We start from the raw sequence: 25,354 nt of genomic DNA, 5'->3' as shown, positions 1-25,354 counted from the left end.
TTGGAAATAAATCTTGTTTGAACGTCCACAAGGGGGAGAGCGGGCTATTTTAGTGCAACTGGCTCTCCCTGAAATTGATTATGAAACAGCTTTGGCGGAATTTAAAGAACTTGCACACTCTGCGGATGCAGAGATCGTATCGAGTATAAAAGGTTCACGTGCATCGCCTGAAGCGAAATATTTTATTGGGTTAGGTAAAGCGGAAGAAATTCGAGCTCAGGTTGAAGCGCTTGACGCAGAATTGGTATTAATCAATCATGAACTATCCCCTTCTCAAGAAAGAAATTTAGAAAAATTGTTCAAATGCCGGGTGGTGGATAGAACCGGTTTAATTCTTGATATTTTCGCAAAGCGTGCGCGAACCTTTGAAGGTAAATTACAAGTGGAATTGGCGCAGCTTGAACACATATCCACTCGATTAGTTCGTGGCTGGACTCACTTGGAGCGCCAAAAGGGGGGCATTGGTTTAAGAGGCCCGGGGGAAACGCAGCTAGAAACGGATCGCCGTTTGATAAGAGAGCGGATTAAATCAATTCTCAAACGTCTTGAAAAAGTTCGTCAAAACCGCGATCAAAGCCGACGCGCTAGGCGTCGCGCATCCATGCCGACGGTTTCTTTGGTTGGTTATACTAACGCTGGAAAGTCTACTCTTTTTAATGCGTTAACAGGTGAAAAAATTTATGCTGCAAACCAATTATTTGCAACGCTCGATCCCACGATGCGTAAATTGGACCTCCCAGGTTCCGCTTCCGTTATTTTGGCTGATACGGTTGGTTTTATCCGTGATCTACCACACAAATTGGTGGATGCGTTTCACGCAACATTAGAAGAAACTAAAGAAGCAGACTTATTATTGCATATCATTGATGTTTCAGATCCCATTTGGCGTGATCACGTTATGGCTGTTGAATACGTATTAAAAGAAATTGGTGCTGAAGAAATAAAGCGCATTCTTGTTTTTAATAAAATTGATAGACAAAAAGGTTGGGAGCCAAAATTAGATTGTGGTGAAGGAGGTTGCAAAGTTTGGCTTTCAGCAGCTACAGGCGAAGGGCTTGAATTATTAAAAGAAGCCATCGCAAAAGAGCTTCATGGCGGGGTGATGGAAGAGACGCTTGAATTAAAGCCAGAAGAAGCAAAGTTACGTGCGAAGTTATACCAGTTGGATGCAGTTTTAGCGGAGGAAGAAATTCAAGAGGGCGGTTGGCGCATCACCGTTAGGTTGACTCGGGATGAAAAAGAGCGCTTATTGCGAGGTGGTGTTTAAGCTTTAGGAATTTACTTTAGCTTATCCCGCACTTCTTCATCAAGACATGACTCGTTGTAATGTTTCTATCGTTTGCGGGCCATATAAGGTTTTTCGAAGCTTTCCATCAGGATTAAACACGAACGTCACAGGAACCCCTCGAATGTCTCTTATGTGAAAAAATGAGGATGGATCTTCGCTTAAATTAGGGTATTTGATACCAATTTCTCGAACCAATTGCTTTTGTTCGTACAAAGGAAGAGCATCGTAATTGACTCCCAGCATCACAACATTCTGAGATTTATAGCGATTATAAAATCGATTAAGTTCTGGAATTTCCTCAAGGCAAGGCCCACACCAGCTTGCCCAATAATTGATATAAACCCATTTTCCTTTTAAAGACGCTAAAGGAATTTCATGACCGTGAATATCACGAAGTGTATGAGCGGCAAATACCGTGTTGTTATAGATAAGAACCAATAACATACCAAGCGTTTTGAGCATTCTAAGAAAAATCATATGAGCTGTCGAAAATAATCAAGATTTACGATTGTACCATAAGAATCTCAGTATAAGATCACTCGTTCCCTTGACATACTGGCGAGATGAACCAAAAATCAAGAGACAAAACTCAAAAGAGAGGATGTTATGGCCAAGGTAATGGTGCTTTATTATTCAAGTTATGGACATGTCGAAACCCTAGCGAAAGAAGTGGTTAAAGGGGTCACAAAAGTGGATGGTGTTACAGTGGATTTAAAGCGTGTACCGGAAACCATGCCTGAAGATGTGGCTAAAGAGGCTGGGGTAAAACTAGATCAAGATGCTCCTGTTTCAAAACCACAAGATTTGAAAGAGTATGATGCGATTATTTTTGGTACACCGACGCGATTTGGCAACATGGCAGCTCAAATGCGTAATTATCTCGATCAAACTGGAAAAATGTGGATGAATGGTGATTTGATTGGCAAAGTAGGCAGTGTCTTTACCTCAACCGGCACAGGAGGGGGGAACGAAACCACCATTACTTCGTTTTGGAACACATTGGCTCATCATGGTTTTATCATTGTAGGGCTTCCATATTCTGCAAAAGGGTTGACTAATATCAGCGAAGTTCGGGGAGGATCACCCTATGGGGCTGGCACTATTGCAGGCGCAGACGGGAGCCGAACGCCTAGCGATCTTGAAAAAGGACTCGCGCGGGCGCAAGGAGAGCATGTCGCTAAATTAGCTAAGAAGCTCTTTGGTTAAAAGGTATTTTTTGTTCATTTATTAAACTTTCTACTTGCTTAATTATCATCTTGTTTGTTAGACTCTGACGCTTTATAGGGTGACCGTACGTTAGCTCGAACTGCACTTATAAATTATGGATTACTTAATATGGGTCCTGTGGTCAAACCACAGGACGTAGGGCCAATCTCCTACGTAAGACGTAGGCGACCCAATCCCCTACGTACCTCGGCTTGACCGAGGTATCCAGTAGTACGAAGTGAGTGATTAGAATCGTAGTGGGTCCTGTGGTCAAGCCACAGGACGTAGGAATCAGTCTCCTACATAAGACTAGGCGACCAAATCCCCTACGTACCTCGGCTTGACCGAGGTATCCAGTGGTACGAAGTGAGTGATTAGAATCGTAGTGGGTCCTGTGGTCAAGCCACAGGACGTAGGGCCAATCTTCTCTGTAAGACTAGGCGACTAAATCCCCTACGTACCTCGGCTTGACTGAGGTATCCAGTAGTACGAAGTGAGTGATTAGAGTCGTAGTGGGTCCTGTGGTCAAGCCACAGGACGTAGGGCCAATTTCCTATGTAAGACGTAGGCGACCAAATCCCCTACGTACCTCGGCTTTACCGAGGTATCCAGTAGTATGAATTGAGTGATTAGAGTCGTAGTGGGTCCTGTAGTTAAGCCACAGGACGTAGGGCCAATCTCCTATGTAAGACTAGGCGACTAAATCCCCTACGTACCTCGGCTTGACCGAGGTATCCAGCAGTACGAAGTGAGTGATTAGAGTCGTAGTGGGTCCTGTAGTCAAGCCACAGGACGTAGGGCCAATTTCCTATGTAAGACTAGGCGACTAAATCCCCTACGTACCTCGGCTTGACCGAGGTATCCAGTAGTACGAAGTGAATGATTAGAATCGTAGTGGTCCAGTGGTCACGCCGTAGCCGTAGGCGCTTCTACTTACTTTTACCTTAAGGCTTAAAATTTTTATGAGTTTAAAATGGCCATCACTTTAATTATTTTCTCAATTATCCTTTTGACCCTGATTTGTGTGGCGGTCATGCTTTATAAGGTTAGGCATCAACCTGTAGTTCCGCTCACACCATCGCACTATTTAAAACTAGGGGTTAGCGGTGTGATTGCTTTTATTGCCGATACAGTGGGGGTTGGTAGTTTTGCTGTAAATGTGGCCCTTGCCAAGATGTTAGGTACGTTTAAAGACGATGAGTTGCCAGCGGTCAATAATGGGGCTCAGGTGATCCCAGGCACCATCGAATCGTTGTTTTTTATGCAGATCATTGATGTGGATATGACCACTCTTCTAACCTTAGTGATTGGAACCTGCATTGGTGGACTGCTGGGTGGGACGATTGTGAGTCGATTAAGTAAACAAGCCATTCGTTTTGCGATGGTGTGTTGTTTTTTAATATTAATTGCCTTATTGCTATGTCATCAATTTCGAATTATTCCGGTTGGTGGTGAGCTTGCTGCCTTGAATTCTTGGAAGCTTGTGATTGGTTTTTTTGCCATGATTGTTTGTGGAGCACTGACTTCTGTTGGGATTGGTTTGTTTGTTATGGTACAAGGTGTTTTGTTTGTTTTAAATGTTTCTCCTGTTGTGGCGTTTCCTATTATGACCACAGCGGGTGCATTACAGCAGCCTTTAACGACGTTGGTGTTTTTAAAACATGATAAAATCCCGTTAAAGAAAACCTTAATTCTAAGCTTGTCGGGTTGCATCGGGGTTTTTATTACCATTCCCTTATTCACTAAATTAACCGTGACTTGGCTTCATTCTCTACTCCTTTGCATTCTTATCTATAACTTTTTCGCGATTGGACGAACCTATCTTCGCACCCGCGCAAACAAAGACTCATTGCACTTTGATTTAGAACATGGTGTTAGTGCTTAGATACATAATCCTTAATTTATTAGAATAGAACTATAATCAACTGATCTGGCGATGGCGGAATAAAACCTATGGATGAACCCAAAAGTAAAACACAACTTAAAAACGAAGCCGAAGCGCTGCAAAAGATCGGCGTAAAGCTTGTAGAATTAAGTGCGGAAAAGCTAGATAAGCTACCTCTTTCTGAGCCTTTAAAACAAGCGATTTTAACGGCGAAAACGATTAAAAGTCATGGGGCCTTACGTCGTCAAGCGCAGTTGATTGGAAAATTAATGCGTGTAGCCAACAGCGAAGAGATTATTGCTGAATATGAGCAGTTATTGGCTGAAGATAAAGCTAAAACCGCAGTATTTCATCAAATTGAGCTTTGGCGAGACCGTTTAATTCATGGTGGCCGCGAGGCATTAACAGAGTTTGTCGAAAGTTATCAGCCTGAAGATGTGCAAGGCTTAAGACAACTCATTAAAAAAGTTATTGAAGAGCAGCAAAAACAAAAAAATACCGGAGCTAGCAAAGCGTTGTTTCGTTATTTAAGGGCAACCATGTCATGAATTATTCACTCTTTGTCAGTTGCCCTAGAGGGTTGGAATACCTTTTGGAAGAAGAGCTGAAATCTCTAGGGCTCCATGTTACGCGCGTTAGCCCTCAAGGAGTGTATGGTGAGGCGAATCTGGCCATCATTTATCATATTTGTCTTTGGTCACGACTTGCAAATCGTGTGCAATTGATACTCTTTAATGGCCAGGCTCATAATGAACAGACTATTTATAAATTATGCAGCGAATTTGCCTGGCAAACGGTGTTTACGTCCGACAAAACCTTTGCCATCGAATTTCATGGCTCGTCTTCTCAAATAAGAAACTCAATGTATGGTGCACAAGTTGTCAAAGATGCAATTGTGGATCATTTCCATAAACTGCAAAATAAGCGCCCAAGTATTGAGCGGCATAAGCCAGATATTCTTTTGCATGCTTACTTAAAGCAAAGCACACTAACGGTCAGCTTTGATCTAACTGGCTATAGCCTACATCAACGAGGATATCGAAAAGAAGCAGGCATCGCCCCGTTAAAAGAAAATGTGGCTGCGGCTATGCTTTTTAGAGCAAACTGGCCAAAGCTTGCGGCCAGTGGTTATGCTTTACAAGATCCCTTTTGTGGTTCAGGAACGTTACTCATTGAAGGCGTAATGATGGCTGCTCGCATTGCTCCAGGACTTCTACGAACGGATCAATCGCTCATTCATTGGGTATCTCATCAGTCCTCACTGTGGGAAAAGATTCGCTCCCAAGCATTAAGTGAAGTTAAACCGGTTAAAATAAAATGTTTGGGCACAGATGTTGATGCGCGTTTGATTCAAATCGCAGAAGAAAATGCAAAACGTGCAGGCGTTGCAAAACTCGTATCCTTTGAGAGTAAACCGATTGAAGCAATTAAAGCCATTGCTGATCAAGGATTACTGATTTCTAATCCTCCTTATGGTGAGCGTTTAAGCGATGCCACCCAATTAATCCCCTTATATCAGAAGTTTGGACATGTGATGTATGAGCATTTTCAAGGATGGGAAGCGGCTTTTATAACTTCTAATCCAATGCTTGCTAAGGCAACTGGGCTTCGTTCGAGCAAACAATACACACTCTTCAATGGTGCCCTCGAATGTAAACTCTATTGTATGTCTATTCGGGATAATCAACTCAAAGGTCAGCCAGGCGGGCGATTGTCTGAAAACGCACAAATGTTTTCAAATCGTTTGCAAAAAAATGTCAACCACCTAAAAAAATGGGCTAAGCGAAATCAAGTGAGCTCTTATCGGGTATACGATGCGGATCTCCCTGAATATGCTTTCGCCATTGACTATTATGACGGTTATGTGGTGTTACAGGAGTACGCCCCTCCTGCTTCAGTACCAATACACAAAGCAGAGCAACGAAGCTTAGAGGTGATGCAAGTTGTACCGACTATCCTAAATGTTTCTCCAAACCATATGGTGGTGAAACAGCGTCGGATGCAAAAGGGAAAAAGCCAGTATGAGAAAATGAGCAAGACAGACCGCTTTATTACGGTCCAAGAAGGTCAAGCTAAGTTTAAAGTGAATCTATATGACTATCTGGATACAGGCTTATTTTTAGATCATCGCCCGCTTCGATTAACCTTTGCAAAGCTCCCAGAAAAAACGCGATTTTTAAATTGTTTTTGTTACACCGCATCGGCTAGTGTGCATGCTGCTTTGGCTGGGGCTATCACAACGAATGTAGATCTATCCAAAACGTACTTGGATTGGGCAAAAGACAACTTTGCATTAAATAATTTAGATTTAGCTCGTCATCAGTTTATTCAATATGACTGTTTGGAATGGTTAAACTTATGCAAAGACAAGTTCGATGTGATTTTTTTAGATCCGCCAAGTTTTTCTAATTCAAAGCGGATGAAATCAACGTTAGATATTCAACGTGATCATGTATCGATGATTGCCTCTGCTATGCGGTTACTCCAAGATAATGGTGTTTTGTATTTTTCAACCAATTTTAAGCGCTTTAAAATAGCTCCAGAGGTATTAGAGCGTTATGAGGTAGAGGATATAACGTTGGATACGATTGATGAAGACTTCAAGCGCAGCAAGCGAATTCATTACTGCTATCGAATTAAAAAGAAATAAACGTAACATTCACAGAGTTATCCACAGTATAAAATAAGTTTCATTTATGATAAATTAAACAAAAACAATTAATAATCAATTGGTTACAAAAAACTTAATTTAAAGTTTATTAATTTTTCATAAGTTATGCACAAAACGATAAGAACCGATTGTATGGATACGGTCTCGTCTAAAAGTCAAATTCTTTCTACGCTCGCGACGAAGCGTACCTTTTTCTAAAAGCGACCCGAGCTCGGTGTGGGAACTAAGAGGGGTTATTTATGTCATTTTCTGCTAAAATAGGTTATTTTAGAACGTGACAATATCCAATTAATTTCTCTTATTAATTTTAACCCCCCAAACTCCTATGACGATGAATGACGCAATTGAACGAAAGCCGCTAACCGAATTTACCGAAAAAGCTTATCTTAATTATTCGATGTATGTCATTTTAGATCGGGCATTGCCTAGCATTGCTGATGGATTTAAACCAGTGCAGCGTCGAATTGTTTATGCTATGAGTGAGCTTGGGTTAAAGGCGAGTGCCAAATATAAAAAATCTGCTCGCACAGTCGGGGATGTATTAGGTAAATTTCATCCTCATGGTGATTCGGCTTGTTATGAAGCGATGGTTTTAATGGCCCAATCGTTTTCATACCGTTATCCTCTAGTGGATGGCCAGGGAAACTGGGGATCAGCCGATGATCCCAAGTCGTTTGCGGCGATGCGTTATACGGAAGCCCGTCTTTCTAATTACGCAGACTTGCTCTTATCCGAATTACAACAAGGAACGGTGGATTGGGTCGATAACTTTGATGGCACGTTACAAGAACCTGCCCTTTTACCAGCCAGATTGCCAAATGTGTTGCTCAATGGTGCAACAGGAATTGCCGTTGGTATGTCTTCTGATATCCTGCCGCATAATCTCACAGAAGTGGCGAATGCCTGTATTCGCGTACTTGAGCATCCTAACTCCGATTTAGATGATATTTTAACCTACATTAAAGGTCCGGACTTCCCAACCACAGCGGAAATTATCACACCGGAAGAAGCCATTCGAAACTTATATGCTACGGGCTTTGGTTCCATTAAAATGCGCGCTGTCTACCACGTAGAAAAGCATCATATTGTCATTACCGCTTTGCCTTATCAAGTTTCAGGAGCCAAAGTGGTGGAACAAATTGCAGCTCAAATGCAGCAGAAAAAATTGCCAATGATTGATGACATTCGCGATGAGTCGGATCATGAGCACCCTACGCGTTTAGTGATTATTCCTCGCTCGAGTCGTGTGGATGTTGAAGGTGTGATGCTTCATTTGTTTGCAACGACCGATCTTGAGCGAAGTTATCGCGTCAACTTTAACATGATTGGGCTTGATGGTAAGCCTCAGGTAAAAAATCTTCTTGCTGTGATAAAAGAATGGCTTACCTTCCGGTTAAGCACGGTTAAAAAACGGCTTCAGTTTCGTCTGGATAAAGTCTTAGACCGACTTCATGTGCTGGAAGGTTTGCTCATTGCCTATTTAAATTTGGATGAAGTCATTCATATTATTCGTGAGTCTGATGAGCCGAAAGCGGCTTTAATGAAGCGCTTTAATCTAACCGAACGCCAGGCGGATGCCATTTTAGATACTAAATTACGACATTTAGCGAAGCTTGAGGAATTTAAATTAAAAGCAGAACGGGATGAATTACAAGAAGAGCGCGATTTTATAGAGAGCGTATTAGCAAGCGATCAAAAACTTCGAACACTCGTTAAAGAAGAAATCGAATCAGACTGCTCTCGTTTTGGCGACCCTAGACGCTCACCTATTATTGAGCGACAAGATTCTCAAGCATTAAAAGAAGAAGACATACTTCCAAACGAACCCATTACGGTAGTTCTCTCGCAAAAGGGTTGGGTTCGCGCTGCAAAAGGTCATGATGTGGATGGGAAGGAGCTCAATTATAAAGCCCAAGATGAATTTAAAGCCCAAGCTAACGCTCGCACCAATCAGCAAGTATTATTTTTTGACGCGGAAGGCAAGGTCTACAGCCTTCCTGGCCACACGTTACCGTCGGCTCGAGGCCAAGGAGAACCCTTAACTGGGAAGCTTAACCCAGCCGATGGTGTATCATTTACCGCATTAATTAGCGGTGAACCCGAAGAGTGGATAATCTTAGCGAGCGATGCCGGATATGGGTTTTTAACACAACTCAAAGAACTTTATGTTAAAAGCCGGAACGGTAAAGCATGTTTGAAGCTCCCTCATCATAGCCAGGTCTTGCCGCCTAGGGCAATTTTAGTGAAGGAAGAAGCAAGAGTCGCATGCATCACCAATACGGGTCGGCTCTTAATTTTTTCCATTACCGAATTACCAGAACTTTCTCGCGGTAAAGGTAATAAACTGATTCATATTCCTGCTCCTAAAGCGGCCGCGAGAGAAGAATACGTTGTGGATATTCAAGTGTTAGAGAAAGGCGATGTGCTCACGGTGCATGCTGGCAAACGTCATTTTACACTGAAAGAAGATGATCTTGCCCATTATCAAGGTGACAGAGGACGACGTGGAAATAAATTACCCCGAGGTCTACAGAACCCAACGGCTCTGGTTTGCACGAACCTATCGCCTTAAATCAGTTCAGGTGAACGTTCTTCATGAATGGGTTGCTGATTCAATTCTAGTTTCGCGTCTCGTTCATGACGTAACTCTTGAACTTGTTGTTTAAACTGATGCACAGGATCAGCTTCTACATCATGTAGATCATTCGGTTGAACTGGAACAGGTTGTTGACGTTCAACGGTTTTAGGGCCAATCGCGTTAACGACGGCATCACGGAAATTTCGAATGCCGTTGGTGATAAAATTCGTTAGATCTTTTAAACCAAAACTATGTTTAATGGCAAAACCAACGCCTTCAAGCAAATATCCAACGGCTGAAGTGACATATTTTAATGGGTTATACCCAAGCTTACCTAATGATTCATTGATTCGTCGGCCAATATCTTGAATGTAAGAGCCAACGGCCGTTAACACGCCTCCACCTACATACCCTAGATGACCAATGAAGCTTATGGTTTCTTTTAATAAACTCAATGAACCATGCACAACACTCGCCAGAATTTCACGAGAAACAGAAACGCTTTGAACTTGATACGTGCGTCCATGCTTTTTAAGCTCATTTTTTAATAGAGCACTTAGTTCACTCTCACTATTGGCTTTTACGAGATAGCGATAATGGTATTCTAAGGTATCTAATATTCGATGATATTTCGTGGCTGCATCTTCTTCTTGATGGTTTACGATATGTTGGATTTCTTGGCGTATGGCATGAGAACGATGCGCTTGGTGGCGATGAGAAAAAGGCGAAAATTCTGATTTTTCTCGCTCATAGCGAAACGTTAAGCGATACACGTCTTGTTCTAGGTGGCACAATTTATTAAGGCCAGGGTTTCCAAGTTTAACTTCATCGGGCACTAAATTTGGAAATACTTGCAGCATGGTTTCAGAAGGTTCAAGACAAAACACACCCGCAGGCTCATCTAAAGTAAGACCTTCATCTGTTTCACCTACACCGCGTGTCAAAAGCTTAGTAAATAATGTTGGGTTTTCATTTCTTATCGTCAAAAGCTCAGCAATTACGTCTTCTTTTTCACAGTGGCTCGCTTGTGGAAAACGAAGATCAGGTAAGTTTTGTTCGAATAAGTAATTAAATGTTTTTGGATAAGAAAGCTTAAATAATTCTCGCTCAAGTTGATTCACAAAAAAATCGGCATTTTTAACATAGTAATCCAAATGTTTATTTAAGCTTCGTTGTTTTCGAGGCAGAGGAATTCCATCGACCAGTTTAATTCGTTGTCCAGATTTCAAATAATGGTCGCGCTCTAGATGATGGTCACTAAATAGGTTTAATAAGTCTTTCGTACTTGGGTTTGTTGGCAAAGTAGATAAATTCATATCTTTATCTACCAATTGTGGCATAACATTGCCGTTAAACGTTGTACCGTGCTCGGTTAAAAATTCATGCAATGCATACCAACACAGTTTTGCTCCGCTTTGCATGGTGTTACTTTTTATTTTGGTGGTATCGGAATGATTGCCAAACATTGGCAACATGGATACCTTCGTTTGAGGTGATGCGATAATAGCGCGGGTGATGTCTTGAGGTTTAAAATCTCGCCTCATTTCATCGGTTTGTAATACAGAGACATAGCTTTTTACATTATCCGGAATAATCCTGGCATAACGCTGATTTTTATCGCCTAATCCTGCGACTGGATCCATAGCAAAAATATGGATTTCTAAACCACGTAAACGCTCTAAAAGCGTCTTACCTTCGGCAGTTAAACGGGCTTCACGAGCCGTTAAAAATCGTTCATAACGCTTAAGGCGATTAGCAATTTGAATGCAGGTGACGGAACCCCGGCTAAAGCCACTTAAATTAAGAGTGTTTTGTTGAGAGGGTTGTTGTGCTAGCCAGTCGAGTATGGTGCGGGTTGCTAGTTTGGTGTTTGCTTTCACCTCTTTGCCAAGCATGCCAGGGCCTTCTAGGACAAGCTTGTCATTTGTACACGCTTCAGAAAACTGCGAAATAATATTCTTTTTTTTCATGGTGCTGGATTCACCAGTCCCAAACGCAAACGTCGTAAACGTAGCCATTATCACCTCGCTGTGTCGCGCTAAAATTTAGGTCTAACTTGACCTAGTCCTATCCAAATCGTGTGAAAGCATTTACGTTAGACTTCTTCTGTTGCTTGACTAATTTTTGTCTCTAAAGAATGAATGAACTGAGCGAGTTGCTTTTGCCGCTCTTCTTGCTTGGCTTGACAATGAATTAAGTCATGACTGATGTGGAGTGCTGCAAGCAATAAGGCTTGAAAATCATCTAGTTGCTTGAATTTTTTTTTCGTTTCAGTCATATGATTATTTAATTGCGCGGCAGCATGGGTCAGATTTTCCACCTCATGCTCTGGGCATTTGATGTTATAGACTTTATTGAGCAAGCGTATGGTACAGGATTTTGTTTTCATCATAGTCATCTCATGCAAGATGTTACAGCCACATTCTAATGGCAGACATTCCCATCTAAATAAAATCCTAAGATAAGACGGGAACGATTGTTCAAATGGTAACAATTTTGGTTTGTGTGAGCAAATCAGTTATTATAGATATTTTTTGCAATAGGTTATCTTATGTCTGCAAGTCGTGTGTCATCACACCTGCCCAAATACCAAACGTTTATCGATTCCATCTCCTCTCTTGACCTACCCATTTCAGGGAGTGAACTGCATGGAATGATGTGCGGTTATCTTTCTGCAGGAGCCACCCATAAAGGAGAGGAATATTTCCGAGCTTTGATGCTTAATAAAGATGACTCTTCGCGCGCAGCTATTTTGGCATTATTTGATGTATATGCCGTTAGCCAACAGCAAATTTCGAACCTTGATTTTGAGTTCCAACTTATGTTGCCGGAAGAGGATGAATCGTTATCCACCCGCGCACAAGCATTTAGCGAATGGTGTGATGGGTTTATACAGGGCTTAGTCATGGCCGGTGTTGATGTGGAGCAAATTGAGGAAGAAGAAGTACAAGACGCCATTCAACACATAGCAGAGTTTGCTAAGTTAGATTATGACAGCCTAAATATTGATGAAGAAGATGAACGAGCTTTAATGGAGGTGAGTGAATATGCTCGCATGGCGGTGCTTAGGATATACGGTGATTTAAAAGAAAATCATCACCATGAAGATGCGACTCAGAAAGCGCATTAAGGATAAACTCGTGAGCCAGATTAGTTGATTCGAGAAGGATCGTTTATGATATCCAAAAAAGAATACGTCACACGTCGTCAAAGCGTGGCCATGCAATTGGAGCCCGACTCTGTAGCATTGATTCCTGCCGCTAGAGAAGCACTTCGCAGTGGTGACTCGCATTACAGATTTCGCCAAGACAGCGATTTTTATTATTTAACTGGGTTTAATGAACCCGACGCGTTGTTGGTTATCACTTCTGGTCGAGCACCGGAAAGCATTTTGTTTAATCGCCCTAAAGATCCCGCTCAAGAATTATGGACTGGCCTTCGACTTGGTCAAGAGGATGCTTTATCAGAGCTAGGAGTTGATGCCGCGTTTTCTGTAAAAGAATGTAATGATCGCTTAGTCGAATTACTATCAGGAAAAAAAGCGGTCTATTTTCCCCTTGGTCGCTATCCTCATTGGGATGAACGAATTAAACAGGCTTGGCATCAAGTTAAAGGACAAATTCGCAAAGGCATTCAGGCTCCCGATGCATTTTGTGATATTACGCCCATTATCAGTGAGCTTCGATTATTCAAAAGCGAAGCGGAGCTTTCCCTCATGCAAAAAGCAGCGAGCATTTCCGTGGCTGCTCATCAACGGGTTATGAAACGATGCAGCCAAGCTCAGTATGAATATGAGCTTGAGGCGGAACTTATTTATGAGTTTATAAGAGAAGGTTGTCGTAGTTACGCATATGATCCGATTGTTGCTGGCGGTAAGAATGCTTGTATTCTTCATTACACCGAGAATAATGCTCCTCTTAAACGCGGTGAGCTTTTGTTAGTTGATGCGGGTGGTGAATATCAAAATTATGCTGCCGATATTACTCGAACTTATCCTTTAAATGGTGTTTTCACCGCAGAACAACGTGCTCTTTATGAATTGGTGTTAAAAGCACAAAAAGCAGGCCTTGAGCAAGTGCGCCCTGGCCAAGCTTGGAATGAGATTCAAATGAATATGGTGCGTGTTTTAACCCAAGGGCTCATTGATTTAAAGCTATTGCATGGTGAAGTGGATAGTCTTATTGAAGAAGGGGCTTATAAAGAATTTTACATGCATAATTCAGGTCACTGGTTAGGCCTTGATGTTCATGACAGTGGGGCTTATAAACGAGATGGTTCTTGGCGAATGCTTGAGGAAGGTATGGTTTTAACCGTTGAGCCAGGAATTTATATTCGTCCTGATCACCCTCATGTGGATGAACGCTGGTTAGGCATTGGAATTCGCATTGAAGATGATATAGAGGTTACCCGAATGGGCCATCATAATTTAACAGCGGCACTGGCAGTGGAAGTAGATGAACTTGAGGCGATTGTACGTGGCTGATGAAGCAGTGGATGTGTTAATTATTGGTGGTGGCCTCACAGGGGCCTTGCTCTTGTTGGCTTTAAAGCAAACGGGTTATCGTGCGCTCTTGATTGATGCAAGCTCTTTTGACATCAAAATGCAAGCTGATTTTGATTCACGAAGTCTTGCTTTATCTTTAGCAAGTATGCGCATCTTATCTATGTTAGAAGTATGGCCTTCGCTCGCGACAAAGGCCACAGCCATAAATAACATCCATGTTTCTGAGCAAAAACGATTTGGGGTAGCTCGGTTAAGCAGTCAAACCAAGCAACCATTAGGGTTTGTGGTTGAGATGCAAGATATGTATAGCGCGGTTTGGCCCTTACTTGCGATGGATTCTCTTCTTGCCCCCGCCTCTTTAATGGCATTGGATCAAGAGCACAATGTGGCTACCATTGAGGAGTCAGGCGGTAACGTTGTAACTCTTAAAGCCAAGCTTATTGTTGCAGCCGATGGAGCGGACTCTTTTGTAAGAAAGCTTTTGGGACTAAAGGCGGAAATTAAAAATTATCATCAATCTGCGATTGTGGCTAATGTTGGTTTGGCAAGGCCTCATCGAGGTTATGCTTATGAACGATTTACCTCCTCGGGACCATTGGCCCTGCTTCCGATGTCTGAAAATCGTTCCTCCTTAGTATGGTCTTTACCCAGAGAAAAGGCTAACCAAATTCTTCAATTAAGCGATGATGCATTTATCCATGCTCTTTATCAAGAATTTGGTTATCGCTTGGGCCGACTTGTAAAAATTGGTCGACGAGGGCTTTATCCTTTAAAGCAAGTGATCATGAAGCAGCAAACATTTGGTTCGACGGTGTTTATTGGGAACGCAGCTCATACATTACATCCAGTTGCGGGGCAAGGTTTTAACTTGGGGCTTCGTGATGTGGCATTATTGGCACAGTGCCTCATTCAGTACGGTATCAACACCAATGCTTTAGACATTTACGAGCAACATCGAAAACATGATCAAACGGCGATTACTTTTTTCACAAACGGTTTAGTGGATGTATTTACCTCGAAACGACTTGGTTTATCTTTTGCGAGAAATGTAGGCTTAATTGCATTGGATAATTTACCAAGCGCTAAACGCATTCTATCGCGTTATGCCAGCGGTTTTGCGGGAGTTATTCCAGATCTCGTTTGTCAAATTCCTTTAGTTGCAGAGAATTTATGATGAGCAAGCAATGGGATGTTATTGTAGTAGGTGGCGGGATTGTTGGGTTGTCCGTTGCGATTGCCTTAGCACAACGTCACTATCTTGTAGCTATAATCGATGCTCAATCTTTGTCACCGGATTTAAAGCATAAAACCACTCGTGTCTATGCAGTGAATCAATCCTCAGAAAACTTGTTTGCTCATCTTGGCATATGGCCTGAGATTTCTGAAAGCGATGTATCGCCTTATCGTCACATGCATATTTGGGATGCTCAAAACGGCGCTTGCATTGATTTTGATGCTCGAATGATTGGAGAAGCTAGGTTAGGAAATATAATTCGGGAGGACGTTATTAAACATGCCCTTTTACAGCGTGCAGTGGCATTAGGGATAACCTTAATTCCGAATAATAAAGTATGCTCTATACAACATTTAGATTCGGGTGTTCGTTTAACGTGTGAAGAAGGAGATTTCGAGGCCCAACTTTTAATTGTTTCAGATGGTGGCTTATCCAAAACACGCGATAAACTCGGAGTAACGCTTACCACATGGCCTTATCATCAACATGCTTTAGTGGCGACGGTTTGTGTGGAGTATCCTCATGAGGCAACAGCCTATCAAGTATTTAATGCGGATGGCCCACTGGCTTTTTTACCGTTAAAAGATCCCCATACTTGTTCAATCGTTTGGTCCACCACCCCAAAACGGGCTGAGCGTTTGTTAACTCTGGATGAAGCACAATTTAATCAGGAACTCACCCAGGCCTTTGCAGCAAAACTCGGCCTATGTGAGCTCATAGATAAACGGCATCAATTTCCTTTGGTGATGCGCCATGCTAATCAATATCAAGGAACGCGATGGCTTTTAATGGGTGATGCTGCGCATACTATCCATCCCTTAGCAGGATTAGGTTTGAATCTTGGCTTAGAGGATGTGGCTTGCTGGTTAGATATTATAGATAGAGCAAAAGCACCAATCTGGCGCAGTCGCTATTTGCGGGAATATCAACGCGCTCGTAAATACGAGGTGTGGAAAGTGATTGGAATGATGCAAGGCTTAAAAACTCTATTTGCTAATCCTTTGCCTCCTATTGCAATGGCCAGAGGGATTGGGTTGAATTTATGCAATCAATTGCCAGTAATAAAAAGGTTTTTTATTAATCAGGCTGGCGGCAATGGATTTTAAGTGACCAAATTGCGATCATTATGATATAGTTCATAAACTCTAAAATCGACCTTATTCATTTGGGAAAGTGTTTATGAAACGACTTTGGTTATATGTTGTATTCAGTTTAAGTTTACCGGTTTTTGCAGCAGAGATTGATATGATTGGTGAGCTTCACCAACCTCTTCCACAGGCAAATAAAGAGCGCATAAAGAGAACACTTCTGCTTGAGCCACCTCGTGAAATCACACTCTTACAATTAGCCTTATCCGATAATGCCAAAGAAACGCTTAAACATCGGGTTGAAATGGCTTCAACTTCTTCCAATAGTATGGACATAGCGTTAGCGAATGACACGCAACGAGTGCAATTAGGTATGAACAATGTTCCAGTACTCGATCAAGGCAGTCATGGAACCTGCGCTACGTTTGCGAATACCGCAGCTATTGATGCGCTTCTTGGGCAGGGTGATTACATCAGCCAGCTTTGTCATTTACAGCTTGGCCGCCATTTGGCTAACGTTGCTTACAGCCCTAGTGGATGGAAAGGTTCATTTGGTCCTGTGGTGTTAAGCCAACTGGATAAATTTGGAATGATTACCAAAAGCAACCAACAACGCTATGGCTGTGGTGGAGAAACGGAGTATCCACGATTCAAAGGGGAACCTGCTTCTGAAATGTCACTGCCTGAATATCACACGCTGAGTGAACGATTGGATGAACGCGTAGCCTGGTCTTCTTTAATTGACGTCTGGCAGGCTATTTTGAAAGAAACAGACACAAGCACAACACTTGCAGATGTGAAACGTTCTATCCGCGAAGGCGATCGCGTGACGTTTGGTGTTTTGTTGGTTGATATTCAGTTAGGATTAATCGGTGCAGTAGGTAAGCACCAAGTGGTCAGTGATACGTGGGTACTCACACCAGAAATTGTAAATGACATAAAATCAAATCAAGCCTTTAATAATGCGGGTGGTCATGAAATGATTATTACAGGTTATGACGATGGTGCGATCGCAGTAGATAATCAGGGTCGGCGATATCAAGGTCTATTCACGTTAAGAAATTCTTGGGGCACGAACGTGGGTAATCAAGGCGATTTTTATATGACTTATGATTATTTTAAAGTGTTGCTTTTAGAAGCGCAGCGTATTCGAAAATTGGACTCACAGCCTTAGGCTATTTCTTACTTTATTGGCTCTAAGCAAAGGTATCTTTACTAAAGGCAATGCGTTCTTCGGGTGTCTCATTGCCTTGTTCAGCGAAACGCGCTTCTATTGCGTGATAACGATGTAAAACGCCCTCACGATTAGCGATTTGAATGTTAAGTCCTGGCCTTGCATTAAGCTCTAAGAGTAAAGGGCCATGATCTTTATCTAAAACGATGTCTGCGCCAATGTATCCAAGACCTGTTAGTTCATAAGACTTGGCGGCAATCTCTAAAATCTTATCCCAGTGAGGTAGTGCAATATCGACGATTGAATTGAGCGTGTCAGGGTGATAATCAATGGTATCATTATGAAAAACGCCCCCCAATGTTTTTCCGGTGGCAAGATTAATGCCTGTACCAATAGCGCCTTGATGTAAATTTGCTTTACCCCCTGAGAGTCGGGTTGGTAATCGCAGCATGGCAACAGCAGGATAACCTAATAAAACAATCACCCGTATGTCTGGGATCCCTTCATAGCTAACTGGGGCAAAGACAGGATCAACCACCACGCGATGCTCAATGAAAGCCACATCAGGATGGCCACCTAGACTGTAAGCACCAGATAAGATGCATGAAATGTGATAGCTTAATTCCTGGGAGGTTAACAATTTCCCATTAATTTGGCGATAGCGACCCATGACACGATCCATTATCACTAAAATTCCATCACCACCCGCGCCACGTGCCGGTTTGACCACAAAATCAGAATAAGCTTCTAAATTTTTATCCAGAGTTTTAAGCTGATGCTCACGTTCAATAATTTGATACAAAGGAGGTGTTGGGATATTGGCTTCAATGGCTAATTGCTTGGTTTTTAACTTATTGTCAACTAAGGGGTAAAGTTTACGCTTATTGTAACGCAACACAAAATCGCTATTACGGCGATTAATGCTTAATACCCCTTTTTTTAATAAGTTTTTATAACGTCCAAACATAACTATTTGCCCGCTAATACATTAAAACGAAACAGCTCAAACAACCGATAACCACGATACTGCCCAAACCAAAGAACAAAAGCTAATAAGATTAATAATAGCTCTGGAAAAGCAAAAACCAAATATTGTAAAGGTGGATAACTCATAGCCCAATAACAGATTACAGCGGCAATTAAGCTTCCAATACCGGACTTAATGGCTTCATAAGGACCACGTTCATCCCAGGTAATGCACATGCGCTCGATCGTCATGGTTAAAATTACCATCGGGAATAAGGCTACCGATAACCCGGATTCAAGTCCTAAGTTTTGACTGAAAACACTGATGGCCATCATCATTAAAATAACCACCGTCAAAATTGCGGTTAATCGTGGCACCAGCAATAAACGCAATTGGTCTAAGTAAAATCTTGCTAATAATCCAAATGAAACAATGAGGGTAAACAACGTAATCCCCCAAATCACATGGGTTTCGCGAAATGCCAGGGCAATTAACACAGGCATGAACGTACCGAACGTGCTCATGCCAATAAAATTTCGCAAAATCAAGATGATAAAAGCGCCAATTGGTATAGTTAAAAGAATCTTGTACGTTTCCTGGGCACTTACTGGCAATTGCAGTAATGAAAATCGTAACAACTCGGACTCAGTTTGCAATCCACGCGCTTTTGCTAGATTTAATGCATTGATTGGCGTTTCTGAAACCGTAAGATTCATTTGTGCTTTTTTTCCACCACTGACTTCAAACACGGGTCTATCACCGTATTGCCAAACCAAAAAATGTTTTGGTAGGCCCGCAGCACCGGTTCGGGGGTTTATATAAACCCATTCTTTTTCGTTATAGACGACAAGCATCGTATTAAATTCGGCTTTATTTTGCTGGGTTAAGGAAATTCCTTTAACGGGCATGGCAAAAATTCGAGCCTGATTTAAAATGACAATGGCTGCTGAAACAAGACTTTCATCATCAAACTTATTCCCTGTTAAAAGTTTGACATTTCCTTCTTTCTTATTGAGTTCTTTAATCGTACTTTGGGCAAAGGTTTGAATGTCGGCAGAGGCTTCACGCGCATTGTTGGTGATCGTTTCTACCGCTGCTTTTTGGTTTTCAGCTAAGGGTTGTGGTTTTATTACGGGTGGTTTGGAAAGGGGGGTATCTGGCATGCCGGATTCACGAAAAATTGCTCGATAATATAAAGATTGTCCACCGCTACCACGTCGCAAAGACCAGACTGCCACTCGGTTATTGCCCACTAAATTGGTGGTAACCCCATAGTTTTGCGAAACAAAATATTCATCCAATATTGAGTAATAAGGAGGCATATAGGGGATGGTAAAACTTGCTTTTACGGGGACGTTTTTATCGGCTATGAATTTAAGGTTGGCTTCAACCGTCCACGTATTTATATCTTCTGTTTCCGTCAATGGAACACCCAATATGGCATAACGATAAAAAAAGATACTAAAGCCAACCATAAATAATACGACAATTAATCCATATAAATGACGTTTATTAGAAGTCATGTTTTTTCCACGGTTGTTTTTGTTTTAACGGTGAAGCTTAAGCTTGGATCAACCAGTCCATCAAATGCAATGATGGCTTCGCGCCCCAACAATAAAGGATATATGAAGTTTTTTCGATTGGTGAGGTTAACACGTATTAATTGCTCTTTATTTCCTAGCCGCATTTTCATGAGCACCAGCGGACGTTTATGTGTATTTCTTAACAAAGGGTTAACCTGCTTTTCCCCGGTTCGAACTTTTATTTTAACGTTCCCGACGTATTCACCCATAAATTCGATATCCCCCTCTTTTGAGGGAACAGTAAATTTTAAAAAGGTTTTATTATTCTCTGTGATTTCACGAATGTTGGTTGCATTTAATGAAGCTGATTTAGCTCCAGTATCTAATTTGGCAGAAACAGGAAGATTTTGATCGACTAATACGACTTTTTCAACATAGCCATAGACGGTTTTATCATTATCAGCCATTGCAGATCCAAAGGTTAATAGATTAAAAAGAAAAAAAAATAATAATCGCATTTACCCTCCAAAACACGACTCAAAAATAACTAATCGTATCAGGTTTAAGACGTTTGGCACAGCTTCCTATCCGCTAAATTGAGAGTTAAATTTTCTTCGCTAAACAGGACACCTGAAGGCAATTCATATTCGCAAATGCATTTTATTTTTTATTTTCTCTATATACCTATGGTAAACTTAATGATGGCCGATGATTTTTTGTTTCATTTTGATTCATTTTGAAAATTTACTTGCCATGTGAGGCTTAACACGTTACAATTTGCACCATCTTGGCCCCTACCTGCAAAGCACATGAGTGATGGTGTGAAAGGCGATACCACATCAAGTTCTTCTCAAAGGGATGCATCTGTCTCTAAAAGCCAATCTGCGAGCGATAATAATACCCTGCTCTATAAAGAATTCGCCCAATTTTTACATAAAAACGCTTATATTTATGCATTATATGGCGCACTGGATGGTCTAAGTCTTTCCTACAGCATGATCAAGTACAGTTTTGATGTGTTGTGTGCCGATAATGCTGCATCAACCTCTGATTTAATGCATGACTGGATGTGTACTCCGGGCGGTGCTTTGATAGCCGCAACCGAGGCAGTAACCATCATCGGTTTTTCATTGCTGGCTAATAAATTCAGTGATGAAGATCCCAATGCGTTTAAACGCTACATCGCCACCTTATGGCCGTACTTTCGCGATGCTATGAAAGGGTTGAAAAACGGCTATAAAGGGGTGCGCAGCACCATGATTGCTGCGAGCCTGCTTTCTGGTCAGAGTATGGCGTTCATGATCATTCCAGTTGGCGTGCTTCTTGGAGGTCTTTCGGTATTAAATCGCTTATGGTATCGGCGAATGATTAGCCAACGTAAAGCGATGATGGATATAAATGATACGCTACTTAAAAACATCAAATTGCAGGCTCGTTGGGAGCCCGAAGGTTGTCAAATCTTAGTGGTAGATAAGCCGCCCAATAAAGATTCTTTAAAGAATTTGCCGATTAAGAAAAACGCGGCTTATATTTTTTGCGACCAAAAGCTTTTTTATATTAATAAATTATTTGACCAGTGTATTGAAATAAACCTAACCACCGAACAATGTTTAGCTCTTGAAGCTCGTCTTAATCCTCAAGCTGAGGCAAGGTTATTATCTGAAGAAGAATTAAAGATTATTTCACAAGCCTCAAATCATCAACATGTCACGATTGAATCAGCGTTTAATGAGCAAAATCAGTTTTTAAAATCGATTTGCTACAAAGGATTAGCTTCCCAGTTTTATAGTGGCGTTGTTGATGGACTTTATTTATACATGGGCGTTTTAGGGTTATCTGTGTTGGCACCACAGCTTTTTATAGCGATGGCTGTGATTTGTGTTGTGTTTACCATCGCTTGTATCTTCACGCGAATGTATGAGGAGTATGATTATCAACAAAAGCTAAAGCAAAGTCAGGCTAAAGTTGAGTTTGCAATTTGCGCAAAAGAATTAGAAGCTTTGTGTACCGATGCAATTAACGCCATCTTCGTGCAAACCGGCTCAAGAGAAGCGCTGGATGCCTCCATGAGCGATTTTCATACGCAGACATCGTTAGTAGAAGAATTTGAGGCGAAATACGATAAGTTTATTGAGCGGCGAGAGGAGTTGAGCAAACAATTAGCACTCTCGATGAAATCCGCAGCCTTGGCTGGCTTACGGCATGGGTTAGCGGCCTATAGTGCAATTGCAAGCGTTTTATTTGCTGCGGCCACCATCTATGCCATTGTCGCGGTTGCTGTTCCCCCTCTTCTCATTCTCTCTGCCGTTTTGTCTGGGGTGGTTTGTTTAATTGGTTTTACCAGTTTTTATCTTTATAAAAATTATCGCCATCATAAAGATAGACAAAAGAACTTGGAAGAAAAGGTTAGCACTCTTGAGAAGTTAACGAATCATATAAAAAGCGCCAAAAAAAATGCTCAGTATGATATTGATCAATTAAAGTTTTCAAATGCGAAACAGGCAATTTCTGATGGTATGGCGGTTGACCCTTCACCGCAATACTATTTTCAAGAATGGTTTGAAGTGTTACGCTCTTTATTTTCGGGAGTAGCTAAAGGTCAAAAATCCATAGATTTTACCTTAAACCCCTTACAGGAAATGGATGATCAAGGCCATTATCAGGAAACACCAGTCATGCTTGGACTTGCTGCAGGTAGTGCTGGGATCTTTTCTGTGGTATTGGCATTAAGAGCGTTTGCCAAGTTTTTCGGGAAGCCAAAGTTGGGTGAAGTGAGTTTGATAGACAATGGAAAGAACACTCATAAAGACGCACCCCCCGTCGCATCAGGTACTGAAGATCCAGAATCTCACATGGGTGCTCATTCATCCATTCAGCCTATTGAGCCTGTTGAGCCTGTTGAGCCTGTTGAGCCTGTTGAGCCTGTTGAGCCTGTTTCTACGGTGCAAGCAGAAGAGATGGAATTCTCTCAAGGCGACCAGAGGCCACTGAGGCAAGACGATAGAACATCTTTGCTGCAAAAACATGGGTTTTTTATGGGTCGACTGACTCGAACAACCAGCGAAGGAGCAGTGGGAAATAAACCCCCATCTTTTGAACCAAGCCGCTCACTTACCCCCGAGCCTCGTATAACTCCGGGTTTAGGTTAGGGTCGTTATACATTTTAAACTGATGATAGACTCTAAAGGTTCTCGTTTTGTCTTTTATCTCGTCAAGGAGCTTAACTAAACAGGCTTGTAATTGCGCTTGTTGCTCTTCGATGACCAGTAGTTTTTGTAAGCAGGTCTGGCGGTGAGTTTCGTCTACGTCTTTACGTTCCGTTTGCTGTTTCATATGATAGGCTTTTAACGCCAGAATGGATAAACGATCAATCATCATCCCTGGTGTTTCTGAGTTTACTGGACAATCCAGGTGAGAGGCGGGTTTTAGGGTGCTAAAAAGCCAATTATCCATGGATTCCATGCGGTTATTTCGTTGCTGGTTGCAGTAATCAATTTCTCGTTTTGCATGGTAAACATATTCAAAGCCCATATCTTCTCTTCTGGCTCGATCTTCTGCATGCCAAAGCTGGTAATTAAAAGAATGGTTTTCAGCAACCAAGGTTAAAAAAGGATTGGCAGCGAGCTCTTTGTTTATAAAAGCTGAGCCGTTATTATTTTTTTTCCAGGAAAGAATGCTATCGTTTTGCAAGCTAGAAATTTGATTCACGAATGGCTGAAAAGACATAACACTCCTAAGAGAAAAAGCTGAAATGATGATCACAAGATAGGCATAATCATACCTTAATAGTTCATATTTCCAAAATATACGTTATAAAACTTAAGATAAGTGCCGTCCGTTTCCATGAGCAATAATGCTCGATTAATTTGGTCAATTAAATCCGAGCGGCTTTTGTTGGCAAGGATCCCATAACCAAGCCCGTAAGGGATCTTTTCGCCTAGTAAGGCGATGGTCTCATCATTTGCATACAAGGCTTCAGCCACCGCAGCATCCATGATGATGCCATCAATTTTATGATTTGATAAGGCATCAAGCATATCGGTGATGGTACCATAATACTTGATGGTAATGTCATCGCCAAAATCTTGAAACAATAATGGTTCATAAAGGTAGGTTAAATGTATCCCCACTTGTTTTCCTTTAAGCTCCATATAGTTTGTATAATTATAGGATTTTAAACTAATGTATTGGGCATAACTTTCTAAGTAAGGTAAGCTAAAGAGATAGTTTTCTTTTTCTTCAGAAGTTATAGTGATGTTGCCCACCCCTAAGTCGAGCACATTACTCCCTACAGCTGCAAAAATCTCAGCAGAACTCATAGGATAGTAAGTACATTTATAGCCAAGCCTTCGGCAAATTTCATTCATCAGTGAAATATCAAACCCAACGTATTGATCTTTTTTATCTAGAGTCATCACAAACGGTGGAATATAAGGTGGAATTCCTACTTTCAAGGCCTGCTGGGCATAAACGGATGGAAGCAATCCAATTAAGAGGAATAAAACAAGTAAGCGCAACAGTTTGGTAGACATAGCGTTTTAATCCCAAGTTGATAATTTAATCCTAGGACAAATTAAATGATATTTCCAAGCGAAAGTTCATGTTAAGCTGTAAGTTAATTGGAATAGTTTAATAATCGATACTGGTGAAGAATTTGATGAGTGGAGTAGTCATGAGATATTTCGTTCCCTTATTATTAGGTGTTGTGGCCTTTCATGCACAAGCCGAAGAAACGCTGCCATTCGGGTGTAAGCCGGTAGCCGTAACGGAGGAAACGGTGAAACTGAAGGCATCCAAATCAGCACTTGTGATGATTCATAATTGGTCTACTTCCGATTTATGGATAACACACCCGGTTTCCGACCCGGGCGCTAGTGCAGGTTGGAGCAGTCGCTTGCAGGCTGGAAATTGGTCAGCACTGGCCTTAACAGAAAAGGAATTTGAACTAAGCTGCATCGAATCAAAACCGGGACATGAGCAACAAATTCCTTGCTCGGGCGTGTTATCGGTTTGTAAATACACAAACATCGCTTGGCCTTTGAAAAGCGATGGAAGCACATATTGGGCTGGTGAAGATCAGTCTTTAAACGCTTTAAAAAGTTATATTGGACGGCGGGGATTTGTTATCCCTGTTTCTCAAACATCAGAAGAATAAACTATTGGTCTTGGGTATATAGTAATTGGGACTTTCTTACATCAATAATACTTTTGATCTGGATAAATAAACTGGTGAATA

The 25,354-nt window shown here is 41.6% G+C and carries 21 protein-coding genes; 13 read left to right on the top strand and 8 right to left on the bottom strand.

Annotation, left to right across the window (positions count from 1 at the left end; translation table 11 throughout):
- The first annotated feature begins 13 nt into the window (after positions 1 to 13).
- On the top strand, positions 14 to 1,267 hold the full coding sequence (gene hflX / locus E1O41_RS08800) for a ribosome rescue GTPase HflX (protein ID WP_131776945.1): 1,254 nt from the start codon (positions 14 to 16) through the stop codon (positions 1,265 to 1,267).
- A 39-nt stretch (positions 1,268 to 1,306) separates the two neighbouring features.
- Here hflX and E1O41_RS08795 read toward each other — a convergent pair whose 3' ends face one another.
- The gene (locus E1O41_RS08795) at positions 1,307 to 1,750 is read right to left on the bottom strand and encodes a TlpA disulfide reductase family protein (RefSeq protein ID WP_242603903.1); all 444 of its coding nucleotides are present in this window, start codon (positions 1,748 to 1,750) and stop codon (positions 1,307 to 1,309) included.
- A 144-nt stretch (positions 1,751 to 1,894) separates the two neighbouring features.
- Here E1O41_RS08795 and wrbA point away from each other — a divergent pair, with 144 nt between their 5' ends.
- The 5 genes from wrbA (at position 1,895) to parC (ending at position 9,622) form a co-directional block, all read left to right on the top strand.
- Positions 1,895 to 2,494: an NAD(P)H:quinone oxidoreductase gene (gene wrbA, locus E1O41_RS08790; protein WP_131776943.1), complete on the top strand. Its 600-nt coding sequence runs from the start codon at positions 1,895 to 1,897 to the stop codon at positions 2,492 to 2,494.
- A 973-nt stretch (positions 2,495 to 3,467) separates the two neighbouring features.
- Entirely contained in the window at positions 3,468 to 4,379 is a 912-nt protein-coding gene (locus tag E1O41_RS08785) for a sulfite exporter TauE/SafE family protein (protein WP_131776942.1), read from the top strand.
- A 68-nt stretch (positions 4,380 to 4,447) separates the two neighbouring features.
- A complete protein-coding gene (yjgA, locus tag E1O41_RS08780) occupies positions 4,448 to 4,927 on the top strand; it encodes a ribosome biogenesis factor YjgA (protein ID WP_131776941.1) in 480 nt (159 codons plus the stop codon).
- Complete coding sequence (gene rlmKL, locus E1O41_RS08775) at positions 4,924 to 7,029, top strand: bifunctional 23S rRNA (guanine(2069)-N(7))-methyltransferase RlmK/23S rRNA (guanine(2445)-N(2))-methyltransferase RlmL (protein WP_131776940.1); 2,106 nt, start codon at positions 4,924 to 4,926, stop codon at positions 7,027 to 7,029. Before yjgA ends, rlmKL begins: the two co-directional genes overlap by 4 nt.
- Positions 7,030 to 7,381: 352 nt before the next feature.
- On the top strand, positions 7,382 to 9,622 hold the full coding sequence (gene parC, locus E1O41_RS08770; protein ID WP_131776939.1) for a DNA topoisomerase IV subunit A: 2,241 nt from the start codon (positions 7,382 to 7,384) through the stop codon (positions 9,620 to 9,622).
- Here the strand turns inward: parC and E1O41_RS08765 are convergent.
- The gene (locus E1O41_RS08765; protein WP_131776938.1) at positions 9,619 to 11,646 is read right to left on the bottom strand and encodes a DUF5621 domain-containing protein; all 2,028 of its coding nucleotides are present in this window, start codon (positions 11,644 to 11,646) and stop codon (positions 9,619 to 9,621) included. The genes parC and E1O41_RS08765 overlap by 4 nt on opposite strands.
- Positions 11,647 to 11,723: 77 nt before the next feature.
- Positions 11,724 to 12,020, bottom strand: a complete 297-nt coding sequence (locus tag E1O41_RS08760) for a cell division protein ZapA (protein ID WP_131776937.1) — start codon at positions 12,018 to 12,020, stop codon at positions 11,724 to 11,726.
- A 159-nt stretch (positions 12,021 to 12,179) separates the two neighbouring features.
- Between E1O41_RS08760 and E1O41_RS08755 the strand changes: the two genes are divergently transcribed.
- The 5 genes from E1O41_RS08755 to E1O41_RS08735 all read left to right on the top strand — a co-directional run bounded on the left by E1O41_RS08755 (position 12,180) and on the right by E1O41_RS08735 (position 17,628).
- The gene (locus tag E1O41_RS08755; RefSeq protein ID WP_131776936.1) at positions 12,180 to 12,758 is read left to right on the top strand and encodes a UPF0149 family protein; all 579 of its coding nucleotides are present in this window, start codon (positions 12,180 to 12,182) and stop codon (positions 12,756 to 12,758) included.
- A gap of 45 nt (positions 12,759 to 12,803) precedes the next feature.
- Positions 12,804 to 14,111, top strand: a complete 1,308-nt coding sequence (pepP, locus tag E1O41_RS08750; protein ID WP_131776935.1) for a Xaa-Pro aminopeptidase — start codon at positions 12,804 to 12,806, stop codon at positions 14,109 to 14,111.
- Positions 14,104 to 15,306, top strand: a complete 1,203-nt coding sequence (locus tag E1O41_RS08745; RefSeq protein WP_131776934.1) for an FAD-dependent monooxygenase — start codon at positions 14,104 to 14,106, stop codon at positions 15,304 to 15,306. Before pepP ends, E1O41_RS08745 begins: the two co-directional genes overlap by 8 nt.
- Positions 15,303 to 16,472, top strand: a complete 1,170-nt coding sequence (locus E1O41_RS08740; RefSeq protein WP_229669356.1) for an FAD-dependent oxidoreductase — start codon at positions 15,303 to 15,305, stop codon at positions 16,470 to 16,472. The genes E1O41_RS08745 and E1O41_RS08740 overlap by 4 nt, the downstream gene beginning before the upstream one ends.
- Positions 16,473 to 16,545: 73 nt before the next feature.
- Positions 16,546 to 17,628, top strand: a complete 1,083-nt coding sequence (locus E1O41_RS08735) for a C1 family peptidase (RefSeq protein WP_165481158.1) — start codon at positions 16,546 to 16,548, stop codon at positions 17,626 to 17,628.
- Positions 17,629 to 17,650: 22 nt separating this feature from the next.
- Here the strand turns inward: E1O41_RS08735 and E1O41_RS08730 are convergent, their stop codons facing one another.
- Genes E1O41_RS08730 through E1O41_RS08720 form a run of 3 tightly spaced genes read right to left on the bottom strand, consistent with a single transcriptional unit; the run spans position 17,651 to position 20,636 of the window.
- Positions 17,651 to 18,595 carry an alpha-L-glutamate ligase-like protein gene (locus E1O41_RS08730; RefSeq protein ID WP_131776932.1) on the bottom strand — a complete coding sequence of 315 codons (945 nt, stop codon included), beginning with the start codon at positions 18,593 to 18,595 and terminating at the stop codon, positions 17,651 to 17,653.
- Positions 18,596 to 18,597: 2 nt separating this feature from the next.
- On the bottom strand, positions 18,598 to 20,118 hold the full coding sequence (locus tag E1O41_RS08725; protein ID WP_131776931.1) for an inactive transglutaminase family protein: 1,521 nt from the start codon (positions 20,116 to 20,118) through the stop codon (positions 18,598 to 18,600).
- The gene (locus E1O41_RS08720) at positions 20,115 to 20,636 is read right to left on the bottom strand and encodes an ATP-dependent zinc protease family protein (protein WP_131776930.1); all 522 of its coding nucleotides are present in this window, start codon (positions 20,634 to 20,636) and stop codon (positions 20,115 to 20,117) included. The genes E1O41_RS08725 and E1O41_RS08720 overlap by 4 nt, the downstream gene beginning before the upstream one ends.
- A 291-nt stretch (positions 20,637 to 20,927) precedes the next feature.
- Here E1O41_RS08720 and E1O41_RS11780 point away from each other — a divergent pair, with 291 nt between their 5' ends.
- On the top strand, positions 20,928 to 23,267 hold the full coding sequence (locus E1O41_RS11780; RefSeq protein WP_165481157.1) for a hypothetical protein: 2,340 nt from the start codon (positions 20,928 to 20,930) through the stop codon (positions 23,265 to 23,267).
- Here the strand turns inward: E1O41_RS11780 and E1O41_RS08710 are convergent.
- Entirely contained in the window at positions 23,230 to 23,844 is a 615-nt protein-coding gene (locus E1O41_RS08710; protein WP_131776929.1) for a DUF4254 domain-containing protein, read from the bottom strand. The genes E1O41_RS11780 and E1O41_RS08710 overlap by 38 nt on opposite strands.
- A gap of 56 nt (positions 23,845 to 23,900) precedes the next feature.
- Complete coding sequence (locus tag E1O41_RS08705; RefSeq protein WP_131776928.1) at positions 23,901 to 24,650, bottom strand: transporter substrate-binding domain-containing protein; 750 nt, start codon at positions 24,648 to 24,650, stop codon at positions 23,901 to 23,903.
- Between the two features lie 140 nt (positions 24,651 to 24,790).
- Here E1O41_RS08705 and E1O41_RS08700 point away from each other — a divergent pair, with 140 nt between their 5' ends.
- The gene (locus tag E1O41_RS08700) at positions 24,791 to 25,273 is read left to right on the top strand and encodes a hypothetical protein (RefSeq protein WP_131776927.1); all 483 of its coding nucleotides are present in this window, start codon (positions 24,791 to 24,793) and stop codon (positions 25,271 to 25,273) included.
- Positions 25,274 to 25,354: the final 81 nt, after the last annotated feature.

Source organism: Legionella impletisoli (genome assembly GCF_900639875.1).
GTDB classification, from domain to species: Bacteria; Pseudomonadota; Gammaproteobacteria; order Legionellales; family Legionellaceae; genus Legionella_A; species Legionella_A impletisoli.
The sequence above is the reverse complement of the archived record's forward strand: the minus strand, read 5'-3'. Positions and strand labels throughout refer to the sequence as shown.